At 71.2% G+C, this 23,850-nt stretch carries 22 protein-coding genes and 1 pseudogene; 5 read left to right on the forward strand and 18 right to left on the reverse strand.

Features of this window, described 5'->3' with window-relative positions:
* Positions 1-757, reverse strand: a pseudogene (locus tag ACYVJ0_RS10050) (hypothetical protein); the annotation flags it as partial.
* Between the two features lie 133 nt (positions 758-890).
* Here ACYVJ0_RS10050 and ACYVJ0_RS10055 point away from each other — a divergent pair.
* Positions 891-1,598 (forward strand): DUF4191 domain-containing protein, encoded by a 708-nt coding sequence (locus ACYVJ0_RS10055; protein ID WP_460817613.1) that lies wholly within the window; start codon positions 891-893, stop codon positions 1,596-1,598.
* Between the two features lie 83 nt (positions 1,599-1,681).
* Here the strand turns inward: ACYVJ0_RS10055 and ACYVJ0_RS10060 are convergent, their stop codons facing one another.
* Complete coding sequence (locus ACYVJ0_RS10060) at positions 1,682-2,080, reverse strand: RDD family protein (protein WP_449855098.1); 399 nt, start codon at positions 2,078-2,080, stop codon at positions 1,682-1,684.
* Between the two features lie 171 nt (positions 2,081-2,251).
* Here ACYVJ0_RS10060 and glnA point away from each other — a divergent pair, with 171 nt between their 5' ends.
* Entirely contained in the window at positions 2,252-3,676 is a 1,425-nt protein-coding gene (gene glnA / locus ACYVJ0_RS10065; RefSeq protein ID WP_460817615.1) for a type I glutamate--ammonia ligase, read from the forward strand.
* 157 nt (positions 3,677-3,833) lie between these two features.
* Here the strand turns inward: glnA and ACYVJ0_RS10070 are convergent, their stop codons facing one another.
* From ACYVJ0_RS10070 to ACYVJ0_RS10130, 13 genes are all read right to left on the reverse strand, one after another.
* Positions 3,834-6,830: a bifunctional [glutamine synthetase] adenylyltransferase/[glutamine synthetase]-adenylyl-L-tyrosine phosphorylase gene (locus tag ACYVJ0_RS10070; RefSeq protein WP_460817617.1), complete on the reverse strand. Its 2,997-nt coding sequence runs from the start codon at positions 6,828-6,830 to the stop codon at positions 3,834-3,836.
* Between the two features lie 34 nt (positions 6,831-6,864).
* Entirely contained in the window at positions 6,865-8,202 is a 1,338-nt protein-coding gene (locus tag ACYVJ0_RS10075; protein WP_449855095.1) for a glutamine synthetase family protein, read from the reverse strand.
* Between the two features lie 58 nt (positions 8,203-8,260).
* A complete protein-coding gene (locus ACYVJ0_RS10080; RefSeq protein ID WP_460817619.1) occupies positions 8,261-8,476 on the reverse strand; it encodes an SPOR domain-containing protein in 216 nt (71 codons plus the stop codon).
* Between the two features lie 21 nt (positions 8,477-8,497).
* Positions 8,498-8,680, reverse strand: a complete 183-nt coding sequence (locus ACYVJ0_RS10085) for a PspC domain-containing protein (RefSeq protein WP_460817621.1) — start codon at positions 8,678-8,680, stop codon at positions 8,498-8,500.
* A gap of 31 nt (positions 8,681-8,711) precedes the next feature.
* Complete coding sequence (gene lnt, locus ACYVJ0_RS10090; protein ID WP_460817623.1) at positions 8,712-10,298, reverse strand: apolipoprotein N-acyltransferase; 1,587 nt, start codon at positions 10,296-10,298, stop codon at positions 8,712-8,714.
* Positions 10,299-10,362: 64 nt separating this feature from the next.
* Entirely contained in the window at positions 10,363-12,750 is a 2,388-nt protein-coding gene (locus tag ACYVJ0_RS10095; protein WP_460817624.1) for a DEAD/DEAH box helicase, read from the reverse strand.
* A 4-nt stretch (positions 12,751-12,754) separates the two neighbouring features.
* A complete protein-coding gene (gene tatC, locus ACYVJ0_RS10100) occupies positions 12,755-13,570 on the reverse strand; it encodes a twin-arginine translocase subunit TatC (RefSeq protein ID WP_449855090.1) in 816 nt (271 codons plus the stop codon).
* 6 nt (positions 13,571-13,576) lie between these two features.
* On the reverse strand, positions 13,577-13,843 hold the full coding sequence (gene tatA / locus ACYVJ0_RS10105; protein ID WP_449855089.1) for a Sec-independent protein translocase subunit TatA: 267 nt from the start codon (positions 13,841-13,843) through the stop codon (positions 13,577-13,579).
* A gap of 88 nt (positions 13,844-13,931) precedes the next feature.
* Positions 13,932-14,903 carry a WYL domain-containing protein gene (locus ACYVJ0_RS10110; protein ID WP_460817626.1) on the reverse strand — a complete coding sequence of 324 codons (972 nt, stop codon included), beginning with the start codon at positions 14,901-14,903 and terminating at the stop codon, positions 13,932-13,934.
* Complete coding sequence (locus tag ACYVJ0_RS10115; RefSeq protein WP_460817628.1) at positions 14,900-15,892, reverse strand: helix-turn-helix transcriptional regulator; 993 nt, start codon at positions 15,890-15,892, stop codon at positions 14,900-14,902. The genes ACYVJ0_RS10110 and ACYVJ0_RS10115 overlap by 4 nt, the downstream gene beginning before the upstream one ends.
* Before the next feature lie 76 nt (positions 15,893-15,968).
* The gene (locus ACYVJ0_RS10120) at positions 15,969-16,946 is read right to left on the reverse strand and encodes an FKBP-type peptidyl-prolyl cis-trans isomerase (RefSeq protein ID WP_449855086.1); all 978 of its coding nucleotides are present in this window, start codon (positions 16,944-16,946) and stop codon (positions 15,969-15,971) included.
* A 67-nt stretch (positions 16,947-17,013) separates the two neighbouring features.
* A complete protein-coding gene (locus ACYVJ0_RS10125) occupies positions 17,014-18,021 on the reverse strand; it encodes a tRNA (adenine-N1)-methyltransferase (protein ID WP_460817629.1) in 1,008 nt (335 codons plus the stop codon).
* Entirely contained in the window at positions 18,018-18,698 is a 681-nt protein-coding gene (locus ACYVJ0_RS10130) for an HAD family hydrolase (protein ID WP_460817631.1), read from the reverse strand. Before ACYVJ0_RS10130 ends, ACYVJ0_RS10125 begins: the two co-directional genes overlap by 4 nt.
* Before the next feature lie 101 nt (positions 18,699-18,799).
* Here ACYVJ0_RS10130 and ACYVJ0_RS10135 point away from each other — a divergent pair, with 101 nt between their 5' ends.
* Positions 18,800-19,657, forward strand: a complete 858-nt coding sequence (locus ACYVJ0_RS10135; RefSeq protein WP_449855083.1) for a PAC2 family protein — start codon at positions 18,800-18,802, stop codon at positions 19,655-19,657.
* A 159-nt stretch (positions 19,658-19,816) separates the two neighbouring features.
* Here the strand turns inward: ACYVJ0_RS10135 and ACYVJ0_RS10140 are convergent, their stop codons facing one another.
* Positions 19,817-20,146, reverse strand: coding sequence for a hypothetical protein (locus ACYVJ0_RS10140; protein WP_449855082.1), 330 nt, complete (start codon positions 20,144-20,146; stop codon positions 19,817-19,819).
* A 202-nt stretch (positions 20,147-20,348) separates the two neighbouring features.
* Positions 20,349-20,765: a hypothetical protein gene (locus ACYVJ0_RS10145; RefSeq protein ID WP_460817632.1), complete on the reverse strand. Its 417-nt coding sequence runs from the start codon at positions 20,763-20,765 to the stop codon at positions 20,349-20,351.
* 507 nt (positions 20,766-21,272) lie between these two features.
* On the opposite strand from ACYVJ0_RS10145, the gene ACYVJ0_RS10150 reads away from it, so the two are divergent.
* Both ACYVJ0_RS10150 and ACYVJ0_RS10155 read left to right on the forward strand, forming a co-directional pair.
* The gene (locus ACYVJ0_RS10150; protein WP_460817634.1) at positions 21,273-21,647 is read left to right on the forward strand and encodes a hypothetical protein; all 375 of its coding nucleotides are present in this window, start codon (positions 21,273-21,275) and stop codon (positions 21,645-21,647) included.
* Positions 21,648-22,056: 409 nt separating this feature from the next.
* The gene (locus tag ACYVJ0_RS10155; RefSeq protein WP_460817635.1) at positions 22,057-23,118 is read left to right on the forward strand and encodes an endonuclease/exonuclease/phosphatase family protein; all 1,062 of its coding nucleotides are present in this window, start codon (positions 22,057-22,059) and stop codon (positions 23,116-23,118) included.
* A 356-nt stretch (positions 23,119-23,474) separates the two neighbouring features.
* Here the strand turns inward: ACYVJ0_RS10155 and ACYVJ0_RS10160 are convergent, their stop codons facing one another.
* Positions 23,475-23,783: a hypothetical protein gene (locus tag ACYVJ0_RS10160; protein WP_449855307.1), complete on the reverse strand. Its 309-nt coding sequence runs from the start codon at positions 23,781-23,783 to the stop codon at positions 23,475-23,477.
* Positions 23,784-23,850: the final 67 nt, after the last annotated feature.

A 23,850-nucleotide genomic window follows, 5' to 3' on the forward strand; every position in this document is an offset into this window, starting at 1 on the left:
GCCGCGCTCCGCCCGCCGCGCGCCGCTCGCGCCGCGCGCGGCGGTCGGTGGCGCGGCCCTGCGCGACGGCGAGCTGCTCGCCCTCATCGCCGCCCGGCGGCTCGAGCAGGCGCCCGAGCGGCCGCGGCGCGCAGGCCTCGAACAGCCGCTCCTCGAGCGCCTCAGCGGCATCCCCCGCCGCGTCGGGATCGTCGAGCCACCCGCACGCCTCGTCCAGCAGCCTGCGCACGATGCGGTCCTGGACGCCCGCGGCCGCCTCCTCCACGATCCGCGCCGCCGCGGCGCCGCAGTCCTCGCCGTCCGCCGCGTCGCGCAGCGCCGGAACGAAAGCCGGCCGTCCCTCGGCTGTGAGCCACCACGCGCCGCGCGCCCCTTCGCCGCCGCGGGCGCGCCGCACCTCCCCCGCGCCGCGCAGCACGCTGACGGCGAGGGTCACGGCCTCGCCGCCCGACAGCGGCGGGGCCGCGCGCAGGGCGGCGTCGAGCCGGAGCACGCACCGCGACAGCACGGCATCGTGGCCGCGCGTGCGCCGAACGACATCGGTCACGCCGCACACATGCTGCGAGCGGCCATGCGCCCACCCCGCCCACCCGGCGAGCTCCCCGACATCGACGAGCACGACGGTGTCGTCCCCCACGGCCGCGAGCTCGCCGGGAATGGGCGCCTCACCGGGCGCGAGGCGCCGGATCGGGCGGTAGGCGCCGCCGACGAGCTCGCCGCGCTCCTCGCCGCCGTCGATGGTCCGCTCCCACGTCATGCCTCCAGCGTGCGGCGCAGGCCGCCGGTTCGGGGCGCGGCGGCGGCATCCGTGGACCGATCGGTCCTTCCGGCACGCTGTGAGCGAGCCGCGCGGCACGTGGACGGCGCGGGCACTCGGTAGGCTGGAGGGTATGGCAGCACGCGGTACCGAGGCGGAGAAGCGCCCGGGATTCTTCTCTCAGCTCAGGCAGCTCTTCACGTTCACGCGCGAGGTGTTCGCGTGGCTGCCCTGGGCGCTGGCGGGCATCGTCCTCGCGGGCATCGGCCTGGGCGTGCTGCTCGCGTTCCTCCTGCAGCCGAACGTGTGGGGCTTCATCCTGTGGCCGATCTTCGGCCTCATGCTGGGCGTGCTCGCGTCGATGATCCTCATGACGCGGCTGTCGACCGTCGTCATGTACCGCCGCATCGACGGCATGCCCGGCGCCGCGGGCCACGTGCTCTCGACCATGCTCGGCCGGCGCTGGCGCGCCGACGAGATGCCGGTGGGCGTGAACCCCAAGACGCAGGAGGCCGTGTACCGCGCCGTGGGTCGCGGCGGCATCGTGCTCGTCGGAGAGGGTTCGCGCGGCCGCCTCAAGAAGCTGTTCCGCGACGAGCGGATGAAGGCCACCCGTGCCGCGCACGGCGTGCCCGTGCACGAGTTCTACGTGGGCCACGGCGAGGGCGAGATCCCGATCAAGGATCTCGCCAAGACCGTCAAGGCGCTCCCCAAGGCCATCGACCGCGCCACGATGGGCGCCGTCGTGCAGCGCCTCGAGTCGCTCGGCGGCACGATGTCGTCGCTTCCGATCCCCAAGGGCATCGACCCGATGCGCGCCCGCGCCCCGCGCCCGCGCTGAGCCTCGCCGCACGCCGAAGGGCCGCCCCACCGCCGATCGCGGTTCGGGCGGCCCTTTCGTCGTGCCGCGCGGCGCGATCCGGGTCAGGCGCGGACGAGCGCCGTTCCCGCCACGCCGTCGTGCAGGCCACGACCGTCCTGCCAGATGACGGCGGGGATGACCAGGCCCAGCAGCACCGTGCGCACGAGCGGGCGCCACAGCCCCGCCCACCCGCCGGTGGCCCGCTGCACCCGCAGGCCGAAGATGCGGTGGCCGGGGCTGCCGCCGATCGTCGGGATGAAGACGATGTGGATCGCCATGAACGTGAGGTGGATCGCCAGCGCCTCCGAGGCGAAGAACGTCGCGGCGATCACGTAGGCGGCCGCCCAGTCGATCGCGAGCCCGCCGATCCGCCTGCCGAGCGATCCGAGGCTCCCCGGTCCCGTGCGCGGCAGTCCCAGATCCCGGCCCGGATAGTCGGTGTCGGCATGCGCGTCGGTCACCCCTCCAGCCTACGGCGGGCCATCTGAGCGACCGCCGGACCCGGCCGGCCGGCCGCCGCCGCGTAACACCCCGGAAACATTCGGGACACCCTCGAGCAATGCCGCGCGGATACGGTCGGGGGGTCACCCGTGGAGGGTGTCCGACCCGAAGATCCCCAACCTGGAGCCTCAATGTTCAAAGATTCCTCCGAGGTGCTCAAGTTCATCAAGGACGAGGACGTCAAGTTCCTCGACATCCGTTTCACGGACCTCCCCGGTGTCCAGCAGCACTTCAACATCCCGGCTTCGACCGTCGACGAAGAGTTCTTCACGGTCGGACAGCTCTTCGACGGCTCCTCGATCCGCGGCTTCGCGAACATCAACGAGTCGGACATGCAGCTCATCCCCGACGTCACCACCGGCTACGTCGACCCGTTCCGCGAGGCCAAGACGCTCGTGATGGTGTTCGACATCTACAACCCGCGCAACGGCGAGATCTACTCGAAGGACCCGCGCCAGGTCGCCAAGAAGGCGGAGAAGTACCTCGCCGCCACCGGCATCGCCGACACCGCGTTCTTCGCCCCCGAGGCCGAGTTCTTCATCTTCGACGACGTGCGCTACGAGGTCACCTCGGGCAAGAGCTTCTACTCGGTCGACTCCGAGGAGGCGGCATGGAACTCGGGCCGCGAGGAGGAGGGCGGCAACCTCGGCAACAAGACGCCCCACAAGGGCGGCTACTTCCCCGTCTCGCCCGTCGACAAGCAGGCCGACATCCGCGACGACATCGTGCTGAAGCTCATCGAGGTCGGGCTCGAGGTCGAGCGCTCGCACCACGAGGTGGGCACGGCCGGCCAGGCGGAGATCAACTACAAGTTCGACACGATGGTCCACGCCGCGGACGACATCCTGAAGTTCAAGTACATCGTCAAGAACACGGCCGAGGAGTGGGGCAAGACCGCCACCTTCATGCCGAAGCCGCTCTTCGGCGACAACGGATCGGGCATGCACACCCACCAGTCGCTGTGGGCCGACGGCAAGCCGCTGTTCTACGACGAGAAGGGCTACGCCCAGCTCTCGGACGTCGCGCGCTGGTACATCGGCGGTCTGCTCAAGCACGCCCACGCGGTGCTCGCGTTCACGAACCCCACGCTGAACAGCTACCACCGCCTGGTCAAGGGCTTCGAGGCGCCGGTCAACCTCGTCTACTCGGCGGGCAACCGCTCGGCGGCGATCCGCATCCCGATCACGGGCTCGAACCCCAAGGCCAAGCGCATCGAGTTCCGCGCGCCGGACTCGTCGGGCAACCCCTACCTCGCGTTCGCGGCGCAGCTGATGGCCGGCATCGACGGCATCAAGAACCGCATCGAGCCGCACGAGCCGATCGACAAGGACCTCTACGAGCTGCCGGCCGAGGAGGCCAAGGGCATCCCGCAGGTGCCGAACTCGCTGCTCGACTCGCTCGAGGCCCTCGACAAGGACCGCGAGTTCCTCACGGCCGGCGGCGTCTTCACCGACGAGCTGATCGACACGTGGATCGAGTACAAGTACGAGAACGAGATCCTGCCGATGCAGCAGCGTCCGCACCCGTTCGAGTTCGAGCTGTACTACGGCGTCTGACGCCGTTCCACGCCGAGAAGGCCCGGTCCCGCCGTCCGCGGGGCCGGGCCTTCTCGCACGCGACGGGCCTTCCCCCACACGATTGCGCCAGGATCGTGTGGGGAACGGCGAGATCTGTGCGCCGAGGCGCGGCGGGCCGGCGTCGTGTTCCGCGCGATCAGCCGTAGAAGAGGTTCTCGAAGGCGCGGCGGGCGCGGCGCGACGTGCGCAGCCAGTCCTCCTCCAGCGCCGTGGCCGAGCCGGCCGGGTACTCCAGGATGCGGGCGATGCCGTCGAGGTCGCGCCGGTCGCTCGGCAGGACGTCGCTCGTGCGGCCCGTGAGCAGCGTGTTGGCCGAGCGCAGCCGCGACGCGAGCCGCCACGCCTCCTCGAGGCGTCGCGCGGGCTCGGCCGGCACGAGCTCCGCGTCCACGGCCGCCGCGAGGGCGCCGAGCGTCGAGGTCGTGCGCAGCCCCGGCACCTCGTGCGCGTGCTGCAGCTGCAGCACCTGCACGAGCCATTCCACGTCGCTGAGCCCGCCGGGGCCGAGCTTGAGGTGACGGCGCGGATCGGCGCCCTGCGGCAGTCGCTCGTTCTCGACGCGCGCCTTGATGCGCCGGATCTCCCGCACCTCCTGCGGATCCAGCTCCCCCGGGTATCGCACCTCGTCCGCCATCTCGAGGAAGGCCTCGATCAGGCTCGCCGATCCCGCGATCCCCCGCGCCCGCAGCAGCGCCTGCGCCTCCCACGAGAGCGACCACCGGCGGTAGTACTCCCGGTACGCGTCGAGGGAGCGGACGATGGGCCCGTTGCGCCCCTCGGGTCGCAGGCCGGCGTCGAGCTCGAGCGGCACGCGGTGATCCTCGGACTGCTGGCGCAGCTCGGCGACGATGCGCTCGGCGTAGCGCTGCGCGCGCTGCGGATCCACACCCTGCGGCCGGTACACGTACAGCACGTCGGCGTCCGATCCGAAGCCGATCTCGGCGCCGCCGAAGCGCCCCATGCCGATCACCGCGATGTCGAGCGCGTCGTCCTCGGGCGGCACGACCTCGCGGCGCACGGCCCGCAGTGCCGCCTGGATCGTGACCTCCGTGATCGTCGTCAGCGCCGCCGAGAGCTCGCTGATCGTCACCGCGCCCAGGATCGACGCCATCGCCGCGCGCAGCAGCTCGCGACGACGCAGCGCGCGCACCGCCCGCATCGCGTCCTGCATCGTGGCGTGCCGGGACTGGATTGCGCGCGCCTCCTCGGCGAGCTGGGAACCGGCGCGCGGCCGCAGCTGCGCGCCGCCGTCCAGCCACGCGACCGACTCCGGGATCCACTCCATGAGCTCTCCGACGTACTTCGACCCCGACAGCAGCTTGGCCAGCGCGTCGGCGGCTCCCGCCGAGTCGCGCAGCATGCGCAGGAACCACGGCGAGGCCCCCAGCCGCTCGCTGATCCGGCGGAAGGCGATGAGGCCGTAGTCGGGATCGACCCCCTCGGCGAAGCGGCGCAGCATGACGGGCATGAGATGCCGCGTGATGGTGGCCTTGCGGCTGATGCCGCTCGTGAGCGCCTCGATGTGCCGCAGGGCGCCGCCCGGATCGTGGAAGCCGATCGCGGCGAGGCGGTCGTGCGCCTGCTGCGGGGTGAGCTGGCCCTCGTCGCTCGGCAGCGCGGCGACGGCCGACAGCAGCGGGCGGTAGAAGATGCGCAGGTGGATGTCGCGCACCTCGCGCTTGATGCGCTCCCACGCCTCGCGCAGACCGGAGCCGGTGGCCGCGAGGCCCGTGGCGCGCGCGAGCACGCGCACGCCGTCGTCGTCGCGCGGCATGAGGTGCGTGCGGCTGAGGCCCTGCAGCTGCAGCCGGTGCTCCATGAGCCGCAGCCGGCGGTAGTGGTCGTCGAACGCCGCGGCGTCGGCGCGGCCGATGTACCCACCGTCGGCCAGCGCCTCGAGCGCCTCGAGCGTGCCGCGCTGGCGCACCGCCTCGTCGGTGCGGCCGTGCACGAGCTGCAGCAGCTGCACGGCGAACTCGATGTCGCGCAGCCCGCCGGGGCCGAGCTTGAGCTGGTACGGCACGTCGTCGGGCGGGATGTGCTCCGTCACGCGCTCGCGCATGCGCTGCACGCCGTCGACGAAGTTCTCGCGCGCCGCGCTCTGCCACACCGCCGGCCGCAGCGCCGCGACGTACGCCTCGCCGAGCGCGGCGTCGCCCGCGAGCGGGCGCGCCTTCAGCAGCGCCTGGAACTCCCAGCTCTGCGCCCATCGCTCGTAGTACGCCACGTGCGACTCGAGCGTGCGCACGAGCGCGCCCTGCTTGCCCTCGGGTCGCAGGTTCGCGTCGACCTCCCACAGCGGCGGCTCGGCCTCGAAGCCCGAGATGCCCCGCATCGTCTGCACGGCCAGGCGCGTGGCGATGTCGACCGCGCGGCTCTCGTCCAGGCCGGATCCCTCGCGCGGGCCGGCGACGAAGATCACGTCGACGTCGCTGACGTAGTTCAGCTCGCGCGCGCCGGCCTTGCCCATGCCGATCACGGCCAGGCACGTGTCGGCCACCTCCTCGCGCGGGAACAGGCCCGCCCCGCCCGTGCCGGTGGCCACGCGCGTGCGGGCGACGGCGAGCGAGGCCTCGAGCGCCGCGCCGGCGAGGTCCGCGAGCGCGGCGGACACGGCCGGGAGCACCTCGACGGGCGCGGGCGCAAGCAGATCGAAGGCCGCGATCCGCGCCAGCTGGGCGTGATACGCCACCCGCAGCGCGACCCACGCCGATTCGTCGCACGTCTCGGCGAACCCCTCCGCCGAGCCGACGGCGTCCCGCAGCGCGCGCCCCATCTCGTCGGCCGTCGGCAGCCGCTCCCCCGCCGTCGCCAGCTCGGCGAGGTGCTCGGGCCGCCGCAGGTAGAACTCGCCGAAGCCCCGCGACGCGCCCAGCAGCCGCCACGCCGTGCGCCGCGCGCGCTCGGGGCGCAGCGCGCCGGCCACCGCCTCGGCGTGGCGCCGCGCGATGAGCACGAGGCACGCCAATGCCTCGTCCGGGTCGGCCGCCTCGCCCGCGCCGTCGAGCAGCACGGCGCGCTCCAGGCCGGTGGCCTCGGCGAGCTCGGCGATGCGGTCCTCGGCCTCGTCGACGCGCGCGAACCCGAGGCGCACGAGCCCGGTGCGCGCGGCGGCCCGGCTGCCCGAACTCATGCGCGCGACCCGGCGTTCCTCGGCATCGTGCCGATCAGACGATGTCGAGGTGGTGACGCAGCTCGAAGGGCGTGATCTGCGAGCGGTACTGCTCGAACTCGCGCCGCTTGTTCGCGAGCACGTAGCTGAAGACCTGCTCGCCGAGCGTCTCGGCGACGAGTTCGCTGTCCTCCATGGCGGCGACGGCCTCGTCGAGCGTCTGCGGCAGCGCGCGGTAGCCCAGCGCGCGGCGCTCGGCGTCGCTGAGGGCCCAGACGTTCTCCTCCGCCTCGGCGGGCAGCTCGTACTCGTCCTCGATGCCCTTCAGGCCGGCGGCGAGCATGAGCGCGTACGACAGGTAGGGGTTCGCGGCCGAGTCGATGCCGCGGTGCTCCACGCGCGCCGAACTGCTCTTGCCCGGCTTGTAGCGCGGCACGCGCACGAGCGCCGAGCGGTTGTTGTGACCCCACGTGACGTAGCTGGGCGCCTCGTCGCCGCCCCACAGGCGCTTGTACGAGTTCACGAACTGGTTGGTGACCGCCGAGATCTCGCGGGCGTGCGCCAGCAGCCCCGCGACGAAGTGCCGGCCCACCTTCGACAGCTGGTACTCGGCGCCCTCCTCGTAGAAGGCGTTCACATCGCCCTCGAAGAGCGACATGTGCGTGTGCATGCCCGATCCGGGATGCGCGGCGAACGGCTTCGGCATGAACGTGGCGTGCACGCCCTGCTCGATCGCGACCTCCTTCACGACCGTGCGGAAGGTCATGATGTTGTCGGCCATCGCGAGCGCGTCGGCGTAGCGCAGGTCGATCTCGTTCTGACCGGGCCCGCCCTCGTGGTGGCTGTACTCCACCGAGATGCCGAGGTCCTCGAGCATGCGCACCGAGCTGCGGCGGAAGTCGTGGGCCGTGCCGCCCGGCACGTTGTCGAAGTACCCGGCGTGGTCCACGGGCTCCGGCCCGTCGGTGCCGAACGTGCGCGACTTCAGCAGGTAGAACTCGATCTCCGGGTGCGTGTAGAAGCTGAACCCGGCCTCGGCGGCCTTCGCGAGCGTGCGCTTGAGCACGTTGCGCGGATCGGCGACGGCGGGCTGGCCGTCGGGCATCGTGAGGTCGCAGAACATGGCGGCCGTCGGATCGACGGTGCCGCGCCACGGCAGGATCTGGAACGTCGAGGCGTCGGGGTGGGCCAGCAGGTCGGACTCGTGCGAGCGCGTGAGGCCCTCGATCACCGAGCCGTCGAACCCGATGCCCTCGGTGAAGGCGCCCTCCACCTCGGCGGGCGCGATCGCGAGCGACTTGAGCGTGCCGATCACATCGGTGAACCACAGTCGCACGAACTTGACGCCGCGCTCCTCGATCGTGCGCAGGACGAAGTCCATCTGCTTGTCCATCGAATCCTCTCCGAAGGGATGACGCCGGAGATCCCAGCCTAGTGGTCGGCGGGCGGATTCACGGTGCGGCGGACCCCGCGCCCCAGTCGTCCTCGCGGGCCTCCTCCTCGGCCCACTTGCGCGAGCGCGCGGCGAGGATCTCGTAGGCCCTGGCGGCCTCCTCGGCCGTGGCGAACGGGCCGATGCGGTCGGGGGCCGGCGACACGAGCCCCTGCTCCACCTCGCCCGTCTTGGAGTTGTACCAGAACTGCGCGTCCTGATCCTGATCGGCCATCTCGGCTCCTCTCGCTCGGCGTCAGTCGCTCGGGACGACGACCCACAGCGCGATGTAGACCGGGATCGTCCATCCGAAGAAGAGCACCCCGATCACGGCGAGCACGCGCACGAGCGTCGACGACAGACCGAACCGGCGCGCGATCAGCCCGCACACGCCCGCGAGCACTCGATCGCCACGGGGCCGCACCACGCTCATCGACATGGGGCCAGCGTAGCCGCCCGCGCCCCGGGCGTCACGGGGTCTCGTCCCCGGCACCCGCGCCGGTGCGCCGCCGCCGGCGCAGGACGCCGAGCACGAGCAGTGCGAGGAACGACCCGGCGGTGATCAGGCCCGTGACCCACGGGCCCAGCACCACGCCCGCCGTCAGCCCGTCGCGCAGCTCGACGTCGGCGACGATGACGCCGGCCACGTCGACGCCCACCTGCGCGAGCGTGGCGCCGTCGGGCGCGATGAGCTGGCTCGTGCCGACGGTCGAGAGGTTCACGACGCTGCGCCCCGTCTCGATCGCGCGCATGCGCGCAAAGGCGAGCTGCTGCAGGTTCTCGTCGGTGCCGCGGAAGTCGGCGTTGTTCGTCTGGAACAGGAAAACCTGGGCCCCGTCGCGGATCCCCTCGCGGATGAAGGAGTCGTCGATCACGTCGAAGCAGATGGCCAGGCCGGCCGCCGTCCCGGCGAGGTCGAACACGGGCGAATCCGTGCCGGGGGTGTACTCGCGCCCGATCATGCCGATGAGGGACGGGACGATCGCCTCGTAGAACGCACGGTCGGGCACATATTCCCCGAACGGCACGGGGTTGCGCTTGGAGTGCGTCTGATAGAGGCCGTCGGCCGTCCACAGCATCGACATGTTGTACACGTCGTCGCCCTCGGCGCTGGCCGCGTTCATGAGCAGCGGCGCGCCGTGGTCGTCGGCGACGTCCTCGAGGATGCGCGCGACCGACCGCTCCGCGCGGGGATCGGCGTCGACGCCACCCTCCGGCCAGAGGATGACGTCGAGGTCCTCGCCCTCGAGCTCGCGTGTGGCCGCGAGCTGCGCGCGCAGCACGTCGAGGTAGTCGCGCTCGTCCACGTACGCCGCGGGGCCGTTGCCCTGCACGGCGCCGACGCGGATCGTGCCGGCGGGGCTCGTGGGGAACTGCGGCACGAGCGCCAGGATCGCGAGCACGACCCCCGCCGGGGCGGCGGTTCCGGCGATGCGGGCGCGGGTCGCGCGATCCTGCGCGCCGCTCCTCGCCCGCGCAGACGCACGCACGACCTCGATGAGCATCGCCGCGAAGAGCACGACGAGGAAGGTCAGGCCCGTCACGCCGATCCACGACGCGACCTGCGCGAGCGGCGCGCTCGACATGCTCATGCCGATCCGGCCCCACGCGAAGCCGCCGTACGGCCACGAGCCCATCACGACCTCGCGCGCGGTCCACAGGCCGGCCACGAGGGCGGGTACGCCGATCAGCCGCGCCCAGCCACCCCAGGCGTCGGTCCAGCGGTACGCGAGCGCGAGCAGGATCGCACCGAGCGCCATGAAGACGCTCTCGACGCCGGCCAGCGCGACCCACGGCACCCACGCGAGCTCGTTGTCGCCGAGGAATCCGGCCGCCCAGTCGACGTGCGGGTAGTAGAACGCGGTGGCGAAGGCGAGGCCGACGAGGAACGCCGCGCCGGCGCGGCGGCCGATGAGCGTGACGAGCGAGATGCCCACGGCGACGAAGGCGAGCGGCCAGATGCCGGCGCTCGGGAAGCTCGCATCGAGCGCGAGCCCGCCGGCCGCCGCGACGGGGACGGCCGCCCACAGCGGCAGCGGCGGGCGGCGTTCGGGCATGAGGAGAAGCCTACTCCGCCCCGGCTGGTGCCCGGCCGGATGCGGGTGACGCGAGGGCCCCGAGCTACACGGCGGAGTAGGCGACGATGCCGCGGCGCACCTGATCCAGGGCGCGCCGGGCCGTGCGCGCGAGGTCGCCCGAGGCGGTGCCGGAGAGCTGGTCGAGCAGGTCGATCGTCTGCTTCGCCCAGTGCACGAAGTCGCCGGCCGCCATGTCGGCCTCGCCGAGCACGCGGTCGAGCATCTGGCCGCGCGCCCACATGTGCATCGCCTGCGCCAGGCCCGTCGCGACCTCCTGCGTGCCGGGCAGCCGGTGATCCTGCTCCAGGTCGTCGAGCCGCGCCCACAGCTCCTGCGTGCGGCTGAGCGCCTCGCGGAAGGGACCGCGCGGCAGCGGATGCCCGCCCAGCTCCTCGCGCCCGCGCGGCTCGTAGACGAGACAGCAGGCCAACGACGCGAGCGCCGGGGCGTCGAGCCCCTCCCAGATGCCGGCGCGCAGCGATTCGGCCACGAGCAGGTCGCGGTCGCCGTAGATGCGCTTCATGCGCGCACCGGCCTCGGTGAGCGTCGCCTCGTTCCCGTCGAGCACGACGTAGTCCAGCTCGACGAGCACGTCGATGATCCGGTCGAACCGCCGCGCGACCGTGCCGGTGCGCGAGGCGATCTGCTTGCGGATGCGATCCGTCTCGCGCTTGAGCTTCTGGTACCGCTCCCCCCAGCGCGCGTGCTGCTCGCGGTCGGGGCACTTGTGGCACGCGTGCCGCGTCATCCGCTTGCGCAGCGCGGTGATCTGGTGCGTGCGCTGCTCGCGCTGGGCGCGCGAGGCGCCCGTGTCGCGCCGCTGCGCCTTCTCGAGGTCGCCCAGCTCGCGGCGCATGCCCGAGTACTCGAGGAAGTCGCCGCGGTCGCACGCCATCGCCTTCGCGTAGCCCTCGAGCGAGCCCTCCGCGTCCTTCACCTGCCGCGCGAGGCCGACGACCGAGCGGTCGGCCTGGAACTGCGCGAACGACGACTCGAGGATCGCGCGGGCCCGGCGCCGCCCGAACTGGTCGATGAGGTTCACGGCCATGTTGTACGTGGGCCGGAACGACGAGTTGAGCGGGTACGTGCGGCGCGAGGCGAGGGACGCGACGGCCTCCGGATCGAGCTGGTCCGTCCACTGCACGACCGCGTGGCCCTCGACGTCGATGCCGCGGCGTCCGGCCCGACCCGTCAGCTGCGTGTACTCCCCCGGCGTGATGGGCACGCGGGATTCGCCGTTGAACTTCTCGAGCTTCTCGAGCACCACCGTGCGGGCGGGCATGTTGATGCCGAGCGCGAGCGTCTCGGTGGCGAAGACGGCCTTCAGCAGCTTGCGCTGGAACAGCTCCTCCACGACCTCCTTGAACGCCGGCAGCAGTCCGGCGTGGTGCGCCGCGACGCCGCGCTCGAGGCTGTCGCGCCACTCCCACCAGCCCAGCACGCCGAGGTCCTCCTCGGCGAGCGTGCCCGTGCGCTCGTCCACGATCCGGCGGATCTCGGCCCGCTCGTCCGCGGTCGTCAGGCGCAGGCCGCTGCGGCGCACCTGCTGCACGGCCCCGTCGCATCCGGCGCGGCTGAAGATGAAGAAGATCGCGGGCAGCAGGTTGGACCGCTCCAGCAGCCGGATGACGTCGGGCCGGTCGATCCGCGGCATCCGCGGTCCCGGTCCCGCCCCGCCACGCCCGCCGCGGCGGCCGGCGCGCCGGCGCCCGCCGAACGTGCGATCGTACGCGCCCGATCCGCCCCCGCCGATCCGCAGCAGCTGGCGGTTCACCCGGCCTGCGGCGGCATCGGCGCGCTCGTCGAACAGCGGCAGCAGGTCGCCGCGCACGAGCACGTGCTGCTCGAGGGGCACGGGGCGGGTCTCCGACACGATGATCTCGGTGTCGCCGCGCACCGTGCCGAGCCAGTCGCCGAACTCCTCGGCGTTCGAGACCGTGGCCGACAGCGACACGAGCCGCACGCTCTCGGGGAGGTGGATGATGACCTCCTCCCACACGGCGCCGCGGAACCGGTCGGCGAGGTAGTGCACCTCGTCCATCACGACGTACCGCAGGCCCGTGAGCGACGACGAGCCGGCGTAGATCATGTTGCGCAGCACCTCGGTCGTCATCACGACGACGCGCGCGTCGCCGTTGATGTTGACGTCGCCGGTGAGCAGGCCGACGTTCTCCTCGCCGTACACGTCCTGCAACTCGCGGAACTTCTGGTTGGACAGCGCCTTGATCGGCGTCGTGTAGAACGCCTTGTCGCCCGGGGTCTGCATCGCCAGGTGCACGGCGAACTCGCCCACGATCGTCTTGCCCGCGCCCGTGGGTGCCGCCACGAGCACGCTGCGCCCCTCCTCGAGCGCCTCGCAGCCGGCGACCTGGAAGGGATCCAGCTCGAAGCGCTGCTTCGCCGCGAACGCGGCCGTGACGGGATGCCTCATGCGGCTAGACCTCGACGTACAGGTCGGGGTTCTGCTTCCGCCTGCGGCGGTCGAACAGCAGCGAGATGATGCCGGCGGCCAGGTAGAGCACGAACAGGATCGCGGCGAGCACGAGCATCGTGACGATGTCGGCGGGCGGCGACGCCATCATCCCGAAGATGAGGGCGATGATGAGCGCGATGCGCCAGCCCTTCACGATGGTCTTGCCGCTCACGACGCCCGCGAGGTTCAGCGCCACGAGGAACACCGGCAGCACGAAGGAGACGCCGACGATCGTGATGAGCTTGAAGACGAAGTCGTAGTAGGCGGACGACTCGTAGAACTGTGACGCGAAGGCCTCGTTCGGCACGAACTCGCTCATCACGAGGATGATGTTCGGCAGCAGCATGATCGCGACGAAGCAGCCCCCGAAGAAGAGCGGGATGGCGGCGCCGAGGAAGCCGACGGTGTACCAGATCTCCTTCTTCTTGAGCCCGGGCATGATGAACGCCCAGATCTGCCACAGCCACACCGGCGCGGAGATGATGAGGCCGATCGCGAACGAGATTCGCAGCCGCATGTCGAACGCGCTCGTGATGCCCGTGTAGGCCAGGCGCGTGAAGTCGTCGCCGAGCTTCTCGCTCACGACGGAGATCGGGTACAGCAGCCCCTGGATGACGAGATCCGTCAGGAAGAACGCCGCGATCATGCCCGCGAGCAACGCGATCGCGGCGATCATCAGCCGCCGCCGCAGCTCGAGCAGGTGGCCCGCCAAGGTCATCCGCCGTTCGTGGGGCGGCTCGTCCTCCTCGATGGTCACGTCTGCGTCAGCCGTGGCCACCGCGCGCTACTGCTTGTGCTCTTCGCCGGGCAGCTTCTGCGCCGGCTCGCCGTTCACCGTGTAGCCGGGCTGCGGCTCGGCGGCCTTGGACTGCACGGTCGACGCGGACGGCTCGGCCGGCGTGCCGTCGTCCTTCATCTGCTTGATCTCTCCCCGGAAGACGCGGGCCGACTGGCCGAGGCTCTTCGCGAGCGCGGGGAGCCTCGCGGCACCGAAGATCAGCAGGATGACGGCCAGGATCAGCAGGATCTGCCAGGGGCCCATGTTGCCCATGTTCACTCCGAACGTCGGGGGATGCGTGTACGCAGGGCCAGTGTAACTCGCGCGCCTCCGGGGACGTCCTCGAATGACCCGTGCGTCGTCAGTCCTCGCCGTACAGCGCGAGGGCGGCTTCGGCCCACTCCGCCGCGGCCCGCCTGGCCGCGACCGGCTCGAGGATCTCGACGGCCCCGCCGCGCCGCGCCGCCAGCCGCTTCAGGCTGCGCGCGTCGGCCACGCGCAGGCGCGCGGTCGTGACGCCGCCCCCGTCCTCGCGCTCCGCGCGGTCGAGGTACTCCCCCACGAGCGGGGCCAGCTCGGTGCGGAAGCGGATCACCGCGACCTCGTCGTCCGCGCCGGGCTCGAACAGCTCCGGTACGGGCTCGTGCGCGTGCTCGGCGGGGATGTCGGTCAGACGCGGGGCGCTCACCCGCTCGAGGTGGAAGGTGCGCATGGCGCGGCGCAGGTGGCACCAGCCCTGCAGGTACCACTGGCCGTTGGAGATGAGCACCTTGACCGGATCGACCGTGCGCGTCGTCTCGGGCGCGTCGGGGGCGCGGTACGTGAACGACACCGCCACGCGGTCCCGCAGCGCGCGCGCCACGACATCCCTGACCTCGTCGACCCGCGGCGGCACGATCACGACGTCGGCCGGCGCCGCCGAGGCGCCGGCGGCGAGCTTGGCGATCAGCCCCGTGACGACGTCGGACCCCGCAACGCCCGGCATCGCGCTGGCGAGCCGGAGCCCGGCGAGCAGCGCGGCGGCCTCGCGCGAGGTCAGGCGCGGCGCGCGATCCAGCGCCGGGGCGTACGTGATGGCGATCCGATCCCGCTCGTCGAGCAGATCCCAGTCGATGTCGAACATTTCGCCCGGCATCTGCCAGTACTCGTCCGATCCGGGCAGGCCGATGACGGTGAGCTTCTCGACCATCGCCCGCATCTGCGCGGGCGTCACGCCGAACTCCGCCGCCGCCTCGGCCAGCGAGACCTCGCCCCGCTCGAGCAGGTACGGCACGAGCGTGAGCAGCAGCTGCACGCGGTCGCTCGAGACGAGCGCGGGACGCCGGCCGCTCATGCCGCCCCCTCCCCGCTCGCGGCGTGCAGATCGCGGGCGGCGCGGAGCCGCTCGATCACGGCCGCGCGCAGATCGGCGGGCTCGACCACCCGCACCTCCGGCCCGTACGAGGCGAGCTCGTCGGCCAGGATGTGCCGGTCGACATAGGGCACGCGGATGCCCTGCGCCTGCTGCTCGCAGCGCCGGCCCAGCCGCAGCGCCGCCTCGGTGCCCGGCGTGACCTCGAGCAGCGCCGACTGACACGCCGCGACCTCCTCGAGCCCGCGCTGCGCGCGCTCGCCCGCGCCCTCGCGCGGGGCGGGATCGAAGCGCTCGCGCGTCGCGACGACGTCGCCCACGATGCGGCTCAGCAGGAACGTGCGGTCGCCGCCGGCGCCGAGGTCGTGGCAGTACACGTGCCAGCGCGCCTCCCAGTCCACGAGCGCGAGCGGACGCACCCGGCGCCGGCGCGGGTGCTCCTCCCCCGGCTTCAGGTAGTCGAACTCGACGACGACGCACTCGTCGATCGCCTCCTGCAGCGGGCCGAACGCCGCCTCGCGCGCCGTCATGCGCGGCGCGAAGCCGAGGATCGGCTCGTCCACGTCGATCCCGAGGGCGCGGATCTTGCGCAGCCCGCGCTGGGCGTCCTGCGACAGCGATCCCTCGCTCCACACGCTGCCCGCCAGGCTCAGCACCGCCAGCTCGGCCGGGGTGAACGCGAGGTCCTCCGGCAGGTCGTACTCGGCCTTGGGGATGCGGTACCGGGCCTCGCGGAGGTCGTTCGGATCGCTCGCGTCGCCGATCGTCTCGACCGGCACGCCCACGCGTCGCAGCTCCTCCTTGTCGCGCTCGAACATCTTCTCGAGCGCCTCGGACGAGGCGGCGCCCTGACGCTGGCGGTATCCCGACACGTTGTCGAGGATCTGCTGCTTGGTCAGGCCGATCTCCGTCGCCATGAGCGCGACGACGAGGTTGAGTTGTCGCTCTTCAGGGGGGATCGCGGCGGCCACCCGCCCATCCTATGGGCGGAGCGCGCCACGCCGCCGCGTCGGCGCGAGCCCCGCACCGGAGCCGACTCGCGACGGATCAGGAAGCCGGCTCGACTCCGACGATGTCGATGACGAACACGAGCGTCGCGTTCGGCGGGATCGTGGCGCCGCTGCCCTGCTCGCCGTAGCCGAGCTCGGGCGGGATGACGGCGAGCACCTGCGAGCCGACCTTCTGCCCCTCGAGCGCCTGCCAGAAGCCGGGGATGATGCCGTCGGCCGACGCGCGCAGCAGCGCGCCGCTGTCCCACGACGAGTCGAACACGCTCTTGTCGTCCCACGTCACGCCCGTGTACTGCACGATCGCGGTGTCGCCCGCGCCGATCTCGGCGCCGTCGCCCTGCAGCAGCGTCTGGACGACGAGCTCCTGCGGCGCGGGCGCGTCGGGCACCGTGATGCCGGGACGCCCCTCGGGGGTGCGGACCACCGATGGCACACCCGCCTCGGCGTTGTAGACCGGGCTGCCCCACGCGGCGGTCGGGTACACGTCGCGTACGTCGACGACGGCGATGACGCCGCCCTGGGCCGGGAAGCCCTGCATGGCGTACTGGGCGCGCGTGGCGTCCTCGACGTCGTCCTCGCTGAGCGCGACCACCGTGCGCGTGCCGGCCGGCGCGCACGTGAGCGCGTCCTCGAGGCCGGGGAACTGCGTCAGCCACGTGCCCACGCGAGTGGGCGCGGCGTCGGCCTCGTACGAGGTGCCGATGATGGGATCGCCGGTCTCGGCCGAGAACAGCGACATGTCGACGACGCCCGGCTGGTCCAGGTCCTCGATCGCGGGGCCGTCGCCCTCGGTCACGTCGGCGAAGATCGATCGATCGGTGTCGAACGGCTGGTTCAGCGAGATCTCGGGGATGTCGCCCTCGCGGCCCGTCACCTCGATGGCGTGCGCGACCGCCTCGTTCTGGTCGGGGCGGGTGCAGTCGGCATCCGCGTTCGGGCCGGCGGCCGGGGCGCAGGCCACCAGGCTCAGGCCCGCCAGGGCGGTCACGATGAGGGCAGCGGGAGTCTTACGCACGCATCGCAGTCTAAGCGCGCCGGCCCGATCGCCCGAATCCGTCGCGGGCGGGAACGCGGGCGCGCGTTCAGTCCTCGGCGTCGTCGGCCGCGCGCGCCGCCGCGGCGATGCGGGCGCCGTCGCGCGCCTTCTCCGCCTCGCGGATGCGCTTGCGCAGGTTCTTGTCGGTGATCTCGCGATCCCCGACGCCGCCGGGCGTCCAGATCTCGAGGTCCTCGTCCGAGTAGCTGCGCTTGGAGGCGCGTCGCTTCACCTCGGGCGGCACGGCGCCGGGCGCGAGCCGTCGCGCCGAGATGAGGAATCCCGTGTGGGCGACCATCCGGTGGTCGGGTCGCACCGCCAGCCCGTCCACGTGCCAGCCGCGCACCATCGTCTCGTTCGCATCCGGCTCGGTGAACGCGCCGAGCCCGCGGAGGAACTCGGCGGTGCGCGAGAGCTGCGTGGCGGTGGCGACGTAGCAGATCACCACGCCGCCCGGCGTGAGCGCATCGGCCACGGCCGGCAGCACCTCCCACGGCGCGAGCATGTCGAGCACCACGCGATCGACGCTGCCCGGCTCGACCGCGCGCGGCAGCTCCTCGGCCAGGTCGCCCTCGCGCACCTCCCAGTGCGGCGGCAGCTCGCCGAAGAACGTCTCGACGTTCGCCGTGGCGACCTCGGCGAACTCCGCGCGCCGCTCGAAGGAGATCAGCCGCCCCTCGGGACCGATCGCGCGCAGCAGCGACAGCGACAGCGCGCCCGATCCGACGCCGGCCTCCACGACGACGGCGCCGGGGAACACGTCGGCCTGCACGACGATCTGCGCGGCGTCCTTCGGGTAGACGATGGCGGCGCCGCGCGGCATCGACATGACGAAGTCGCGCAGCAGCGGGCGCAGCGCGAGATACTCGTGGCCCGCGCTGTTCTCGACCACCGAGCCGTCGGGCTGTCCGATGAGCTGGGCGTGCTTCAGCACGCCGTGGTGGGTGTGCAGCTCGCCGCCCTCGCGCAGGGTGATGGTGTGCATGCGGGCCTTGGGTCCCGTCAGCTGCACGCGGTCGCCGTAGCGGAACGGGCCGCGGGGCTTGTCGATCATCGGGCGGAATCCTCGGAGGCGCGGTGGCGGGCGTGCAGGGCCGCGAGGTCGTCGACGCCGCGCCCGTCCAGCCCCTTCCAGACCTCGGCGGCGCCGAGCCCCTCGAGCGAGAGCAGGTTCTCGACGCCGAGGGCCGTGGCGCCGGAGGCGATGGCCGAGCGCAGCCCGTTGGGCGAGTCCTCGAGGGCGACGCAGTCGCGGATGTCGACGCCCAGGGTGCGCGCCGCCTGCAGATACGGATCGGGGAACGGCTTGGGGCGCTCCACGTCGTCGCCGGCGACGATGAGGTCGAACGCGGGGAAGTCGATGAGATCGACGACCGCGCGCGCCATGCGGTGCAGCGACATCGTGACGAGCGCGGTCTTGACGCCCGCGTCGCGCAGGCCGAGCAGCAGCTCGCGCGCGCCGGGGCGGAACGGCACGCCCGAGGTCTGCGTGCGGCGGATGACCTCGGCCGTGAGGTGATCGACGATCGCCTGCGGCTCCATGTCGACGCCGCGGCTGCGGATGATGCCGGCCGAGTCGAGCAGCCCGAGGCCCACCACCTGCAGGGCGTCCTCGTGGGTCCAGGTGCCCCCGTACGAGGCGATCAACTCCGTCTCGGCGGCGATCCAGTACGGCTCGGAGTCGACGAGGGTGCCGTCCATGTCCCACAGCACGGCCTGAGGCGTAGTCATCGACTCAGCCTATCCGGCGCATCCTGCGCGCTCCGCCCGCGCGGAGAGCCCGCGGGCGCGCATCCGGTCGTAGGGTGAAGAGAACGGCGGAAGGGAGACCGGTGACGGCACGCGAGCAGAACACGCTTGGCGGCAGGATCCTCGTGGCGGCGTTCGACGGATGGAACGACGCCGGCGAGGCCGCGACCAATGCGATCGAGCAGCTGCGACGCACCGGCGCCTACGAGCCGGTGTTCTCCGTCGATCCGGAGCTGTACTTCGACTACCAGTACACGCGCCCGATCATGCAGGCGGACGGCGAGGGCGGCCGCTCGCTGAAGTGGCCGGAAGCGACGCTGCACCGCCCGACGCGCCCGTCGCCGGTGGAGCTGTGGCTGCTCACGGGCGTCGAGCCCGCGCGCGCCTGGCGCGCCTTCACGAGCGAGCTGCTCGACGTGGCGCTGCGCGAGGACATCACGGGCCTGGTCACCCTCGGCTCGATGATGTCGGACGTGCCGCACACGCGCCCCATCGCCGTGACGGTCACGAGCGAGAACGAGCCGCTGCGCACGGCCCTCGAGCTGGAGCGCAGCGCGTACGAGGGCCCGACCGGCATCATCGGCGTGATCGCCGACGCGGCCGAGCGGGTGGGCATCCCCGCCGTGTCGCTGTGGGCGAGCGTGCCGCACTACGTGGCGAGCCACGCGCCCTCCCCCAAGGCCACGCTCGCGCTGCTCGAGCGCCTGGCAGAGCTGAGCGGGGCCGACGTGCCCCGCGGCACGCTCGAGACGGAGGCCGCCGCGTGGGAGGCGTCCATCGACGCCGCCGCCGCGGACGACGAGGAGATGAGCGAGTACATCCGCCACCTCGAGGAGAACCGCGACACGGTCGAGTCCCCCGAGGCGTCGGGCGACGCGATCGCCAAGGCCTTCGAGCGCTACCTGCGCCGCGACGGCGACGACCCCCGCGGCCGCCGCTGATCAGAAGAAGCCCGTCTCGATCCGTCTCCCTGACGATGCGCTCGAACTGATGGACTGGGCCAAGCAGGACGCGGCCAGCCGCGGTGGTGGCCAGCGGCCCCCGGTACAGCTCGGCCGCCGTGGTGGCGTTGTCGATCGCCGCTCTCACGGCCTGCTGCGTCAGGTCGAGTACGCGTAGGACCTGTCGGTCTTGCAGTCCTTGTACGCGATCGAGAGCGCGCCATCGCAGCGGGGCGGGTTTCGGTACCAGGCGTCCCGCAGCAGCTCGCGATCGAGCACCTCCACTTCCCGAGAACCGAGGGAGCCGATCGGGAAGTTGGCATCGGCGTCCGACATCAGGTGTCGAGGTCGGCCCGCGACGGCGTTGCCCGCGGTGTCGACAGATGACTCGGTGCGCACCTTGGGGCGGAGGAGCGAGGTCGTCTGTGGCTTGCCGGCCATCGCCACCAGCTTGGCGTACTGCGCGCGACGTTGATCGGGCTGCGACATGATCAGCGCCCGGTAGATGCGCAGCCACTCGTTCGGCGGAAGAGCTTGCGAGCGACGGCTGCGGCGAACGCGGCCACGAGTTGCTGGTGGTGTTTCGCTGTTCGGGGCTGGCTGACTCGGCCGCAGTCGCGTCGCGCAGTTCGTGTAGCGCCCGGCCGTACTTCATGCCCCTGGCAAGCCGGACGGGGGCATCTTGTGTGGGTCAGCCAGCGGTCACCCGGAAGGCAGCCCGACATTCGGCGGGCAGCGAGATGTCGAGGTTTTGGCCATCGGGACCGACCCGTACATAGTCCAGCTGAGTGACCATCCTGTACACGCCAGCAGGGGCGTTCGAAGAGATGGTCTGCCATCCGGGGCTCACGCCCCAGTGTTTGTTGATCCTGATGCGGCCGATGATTTCACCGGTCCGCGTCTGGTAGATACCGATGAAGTAGCTGGCGTAGATGAACGTCCTATCGACGAACCCGATGTTGGTGACCTGGCCGACCGAGACGTCGGTGAGGAGCACCCTCACTGGGCCGCCCGGGAACGTACGCTGGGCGGCCCACACCTGCTGCGCTGTGTGGCCGTAGCGCTCGGTGAGTGCCTGGGTGGCAGTCGTGCTGAAATCCAGAACCATGTGCACTTTCCTTCCGGCTGACCGACGGAGTGTCCGTTTGGTCTTGGCGGCACTCTATGCGCCGAACGAGACCGCCGTCGAGCGAGCCGAGCAAGTCGCCGGCGACGCGATGCAGTGCATCTGCGATCACGTGGCTCAGAGGGGCTAGGATTCTCCCGCGGCGAAAACAGGGTCGCAGTCTCCGAATCTGGGAGCGTTATGTCACGCAAAGCCAAGCTCTGCACAGCTCTCGCTGCGCTCGCTCTAACGACTGTCGCGCTTGCCGGGTGCAGCGCCACAGCACCAGCGGCAGCCCAGACGCCCAAGGCATCCGCTCCAACGCCTGTTGAGCCGGTCAGTGAGGCTACGCCGACGCCGGAATCGACCGAACCGGGAACCTGCTCCGACGCATCGGGGATCTACAGCGACGCGGGGGGTCTGTATTGGGAGCGGCAGGGGACTCTCCGGGATCTAGGCGCACGTGAGTTCGCGCGGGGCGAGGTGACAGTAGATGAGAACGGCACCCCCGTGACCTATACCGTTGAGCCCGGCGACGTCGAGGCCGTGGTCGCTGAACGGCTTTGCGCGTACCCAACCCTTGCCTCGATGAACCACAGGCGGGACATCCACCCCGGCCAGGTGCTCTGGCTCACTCCCAACCCAGAGACCCCCTGGGTGCCGTACTACAACCCAGATGACGTGGTTGCTGGTTTCCAGCAGATGCCGTACCAACAGGCAATCGAGTCTGCCGGCGCGGCGGTTGACGCCGGTGACGTGGACACCGTGCGGGCGATCTGGAACGACACACTCAAGGGCATGTTTGTGAATCAGGACACCATTGCCGCGGTCCAGAAGGTGGTCGACTCCGGCGACCTCGACGCGCTTCGCCAGCTCTTCTCATAGCAAGTAGAACGAGCTTTCCGCTCGGGCTCGTTCCAGGATGTCTGTCACGCCTTCCAAGCGGGAATAACCGTGCGTTCTAGCTCGACAGTGCTTCCAGGAAAGCGGCACCTTTTCCCAGCGAGTCTAGCTAGCGCCTCGTCCCGCGCCACGATCGTCTCGTCCCGCTTCGCGAGATCAGCCTCCAGCAGGGTGACCTGCTGTCCCAGCTCCGCGACACGCACCCCGCTCCGCAGAGTGAGGGCGGCCCTTGTGCGCGGGGCTCCAGCGTGCCCTCGGCGATCTTCGCCCGCTACTCCAGCACGTGAGAGTCGAACAGGCCCTCCCGGTGCACGATGTTGCACTTCTCGCCAATCGGGCCCGGTCGTACTCCGTCCGAATTCCCTTCAGCTCATCAGAGGAAACTGTGCACATGGCAGTGACGATAGAACCGCGCCCACCGGTGACGCACAACGGTTCATCGACCCCGCGGCGCTGGAGCACCCGACGAGTCGTCGTCGTGATCGCAGCCCTCATTGTCGCCTCTGTCATGCTCGTTGGCGCCACCTGGCCTCAGTCGTTCGGGCTGCACAGAGCCTTCGGCGTCGCTCAGCTCATTGCCTTTCGCCCGGTCCTCGTTATCGGCTTCGCTGTCGTCGCCGTGATCACGGGAGGAATCGCCCTCCTGGCGAATCGGCGATCTCGCCGGATCATCGCGGTCGTCGTCGCCGGCGTCCTCCTGATCGCTGCCCTCGCGCAGGCCGCCGTCCTCGGAGCACGGGGCTGGGGAAACGCCTTCGCGCCCCCTGACAGCACCTCCATGCTCGTCGACGGCGACCTCATCGTCCTGTCGTGGAACGCCCAGGGCGGTGCGACGTCGACTCAGAAGATCGCCGATCTCGCCCTGACGGTTCGACCTGATGTGATTGCCCTGCCTGAGACGGACGCCGTGGCTGCGGGCGAGATACGCACGATCCTCGCAGAACACGGGCTGACAATGTCGTCGTCGACGGTGGGAGAGCGGATTCCGACCTCCGTGCTGATCTCGACGGAGCTCGGAAGCTATCGGCTCGATGCTTCTCGTGGTTCCACACCGGGTCTGCCGAGCGGAGTCTGGCTCCCCGACGACGAGGCTTCTCCGCCGATCGTCGTTGCGCATCCGATGCCGCCGCTACCGGCGAACATGGACGACTGGCGGGATGGGCTGAAATGGGTCGCGGAGCAGTGCCGGACCTTGGGCGCTGGCGTCGTCGTCGCAGGCGATCTCAACGCGACCATCGACCATCTCGGCGCTCTGCCAGGCTGCAGCGATGCCGCCCAGGCCTCGTCCATGGCCGCATCGGGCACGTGGCCCTCGACCGCACCTCAGCCACTATCCTCGCCGATCGATCATGTTCTCGTCGGCGCACTCTGGGAGGTGCTCGATGTGCGAATCATCGATACTCCGAGCCCTGGCAGCGATCATCGGCCGATCGTCGCGGTACTCGGCTCCTGAGAGCGAATCAGTGCGCGGTGCGATACGACGCGGGTAGGTCTAGGCCGAGTTCCGTCACGACCTCATCGACTTGGGGAAAAGCTCCTAGGCGCAGGGCGAGCTCGCGCTGAACGACGAGAGGCAGACCGCCCGCTACGCGGTCGCACTCGGTGACAGCCCCATCGCGATCGGTGACCGCCTACGTCAACGTGCTGCAGTTGAACAAACGCGGTCTGGAATCGACCCCGGTGAGAGGCTGGCCCTGCGCCCAGCCCGACTGCCGAGGCGGTCGACGAGCCCTCATCAGCTCTCGGAGCGCAGCTGAGACCTCTAATAATCGTAGACGTGCTCGTCAGAGCGGCTGAACACTGGCCCTGTCAAAGAAGTACCGAGGCGGCGGTGACAATCACCACGAGGCCGACTGCCGGCATCGCGACCGCGAGTGTGAGAAGCGCACGTCGGTCACGGCCCTGCGCTCGACGGGCACCCATCATCGCGATGATCACCGAGGTGACCATCAACAGAGCGCAGGCCCCGTAGAAGAAGACCCCCACCGCCGTGCCAAAGCCTTCTCGGTGGGAGCCCGCCGACATCCCGAGCACCCAGATGGCGACGCCCGCGGAGAGGACCGCGCCGAGACCCGTGAGAACGGATCCGATGAAACGGGTGTCGGCAGGGTCGCCCATCGTCGAACTTGCTCCCGTCCTCACTGTCATTAGGCCATTCTCACAGGTGCCCACGCCGGGCGAAAGC

Source organism: Microbacterium petrolearium (assembly GCF_054782875.1).

What these genes read in the sequence shown, in the direction of transcription:
- ACYVJ0_RS10055 (WP_460817613.1), top strand. Translation starts at nt 891, where the DNA reads ATGGCAGCACGCGGTACCGAGGCGGAGAAGCGCCCGGGATTCTTCTCT.
- glnA (WP_460817615.1), top strand. Translation starts at nt 2,252, where the DNA reads ATGTTCAAAGATTCCTCCGAGGTGCTCAAGTTCATCAAGGACGAGGAC.
- ACYVJ0_RS10070 (WP_460817617.1), bottom strand. Translation starts at nt 6,830, where the DNA reads ATGAGTTCGGGCAGCCGGGCCGCCGCGCGCACCGGGCTCGTGCGCCTC.
- ACYVJ0_RS10075 (WP_449855095.1), bottom strand. Translation starts at nt 8,202, where the DNA reads ATGGACAAGCAGATGGACTTCGTCCTGCGCACGATCGAGGAGCGCGGC.
- ACYVJ0_RS10080 (WP_460817619.1), bottom strand. Translation starts at nt 8,476, where the DNA reads ATGGCCGATCAGGATCAGGACGCGCAGTTCTGGTACAACTCCAAGACG.
- ACYVJ0_RS10085 (WP_460817621.1), bottom strand. Translation starts at nt 8,680, where the DNA reads ATGTCGATGAGCGTGGTGCGGCCCCGTGGCGATCGAGTGCTCGCGGGC.
- lnt (WP_460817623.1), bottom strand. Translation starts at nt 10,298, where the DNA reads ATGCCCGAACGCCGCCCGCCGCTGCCGCTGTGGGCGGCCGTCCCCGTC.
- ACYVJ0_RS10095 (WP_460817624.1), bottom strand. Translation starts at nt 12,750, where the DNA reads ATGAGGCATCCCGTCACGGCCGCGTTCGCGGCGAAGCAGCGCTTCGAG.
- tatA (WP_449855089.1), bottom strand. Translation starts at nt 13,843, where the DNA reads ATGGGCAACATGGGCCCCTGGCAGATCCTGCTGATCCTGGCCGTCATC.
- ACYVJ0_RS10110 (WP_460817626.1), bottom strand. Translation starts at nt 14,903, where the DNA reads ATGAGCGGCCGGCGTCCCGCGCTCGTCTCGAGCGACCGCGTGCAGCTG.
- ACYVJ0_RS10125 (WP_460817629.1), bottom strand. Translation starts at nt 18,021, where the DNA reads ATGATCGACAAGCCCCGCGGCCCGTTCCGCTACGGCGACCGCGTGCAG.
- ACYVJ0_RS10130 (WP_460817631.1), bottom strand. Translation starts at nt 18,698, where the DNA reads ATGACTACGCCTCAGGCCGTGCTGTGGGACATGGACGGCACCCTCGTC.
- ACYVJ0_RS10140 (WP_449855082.1), bottom strand. Translation starts at nt 20,146, where the DNA reads ATGTCGCAGCCCGATCAACGTCGCGCGCAGTACGCCAAGCTGGTGGCG.
- ACYVJ0_RS10145 (WP_460817632.1), bottom strand. Translation starts at nt 20,765, where the DNA reads ATGGTTCTGGATTTCAGCACGACTGCCACCCAGGCACTCACCGAGCGC.
- ACYVJ0_RS10155 (WP_460817635.1), top strand. Translation starts at nt 22,057, where the DNA reads ATGGCAGTGACGATAGAACCGCGCCCACCGGTGACGCACAACGGTTCA.
- ACYVJ0_RS10160 (WP_449855307.1), bottom strand. Translation starts at nt 23,783, where the DNA reads ATGGGCGACCCTGCCGACACCCGTTTCATCGGATCCGTTCTCACGGGT.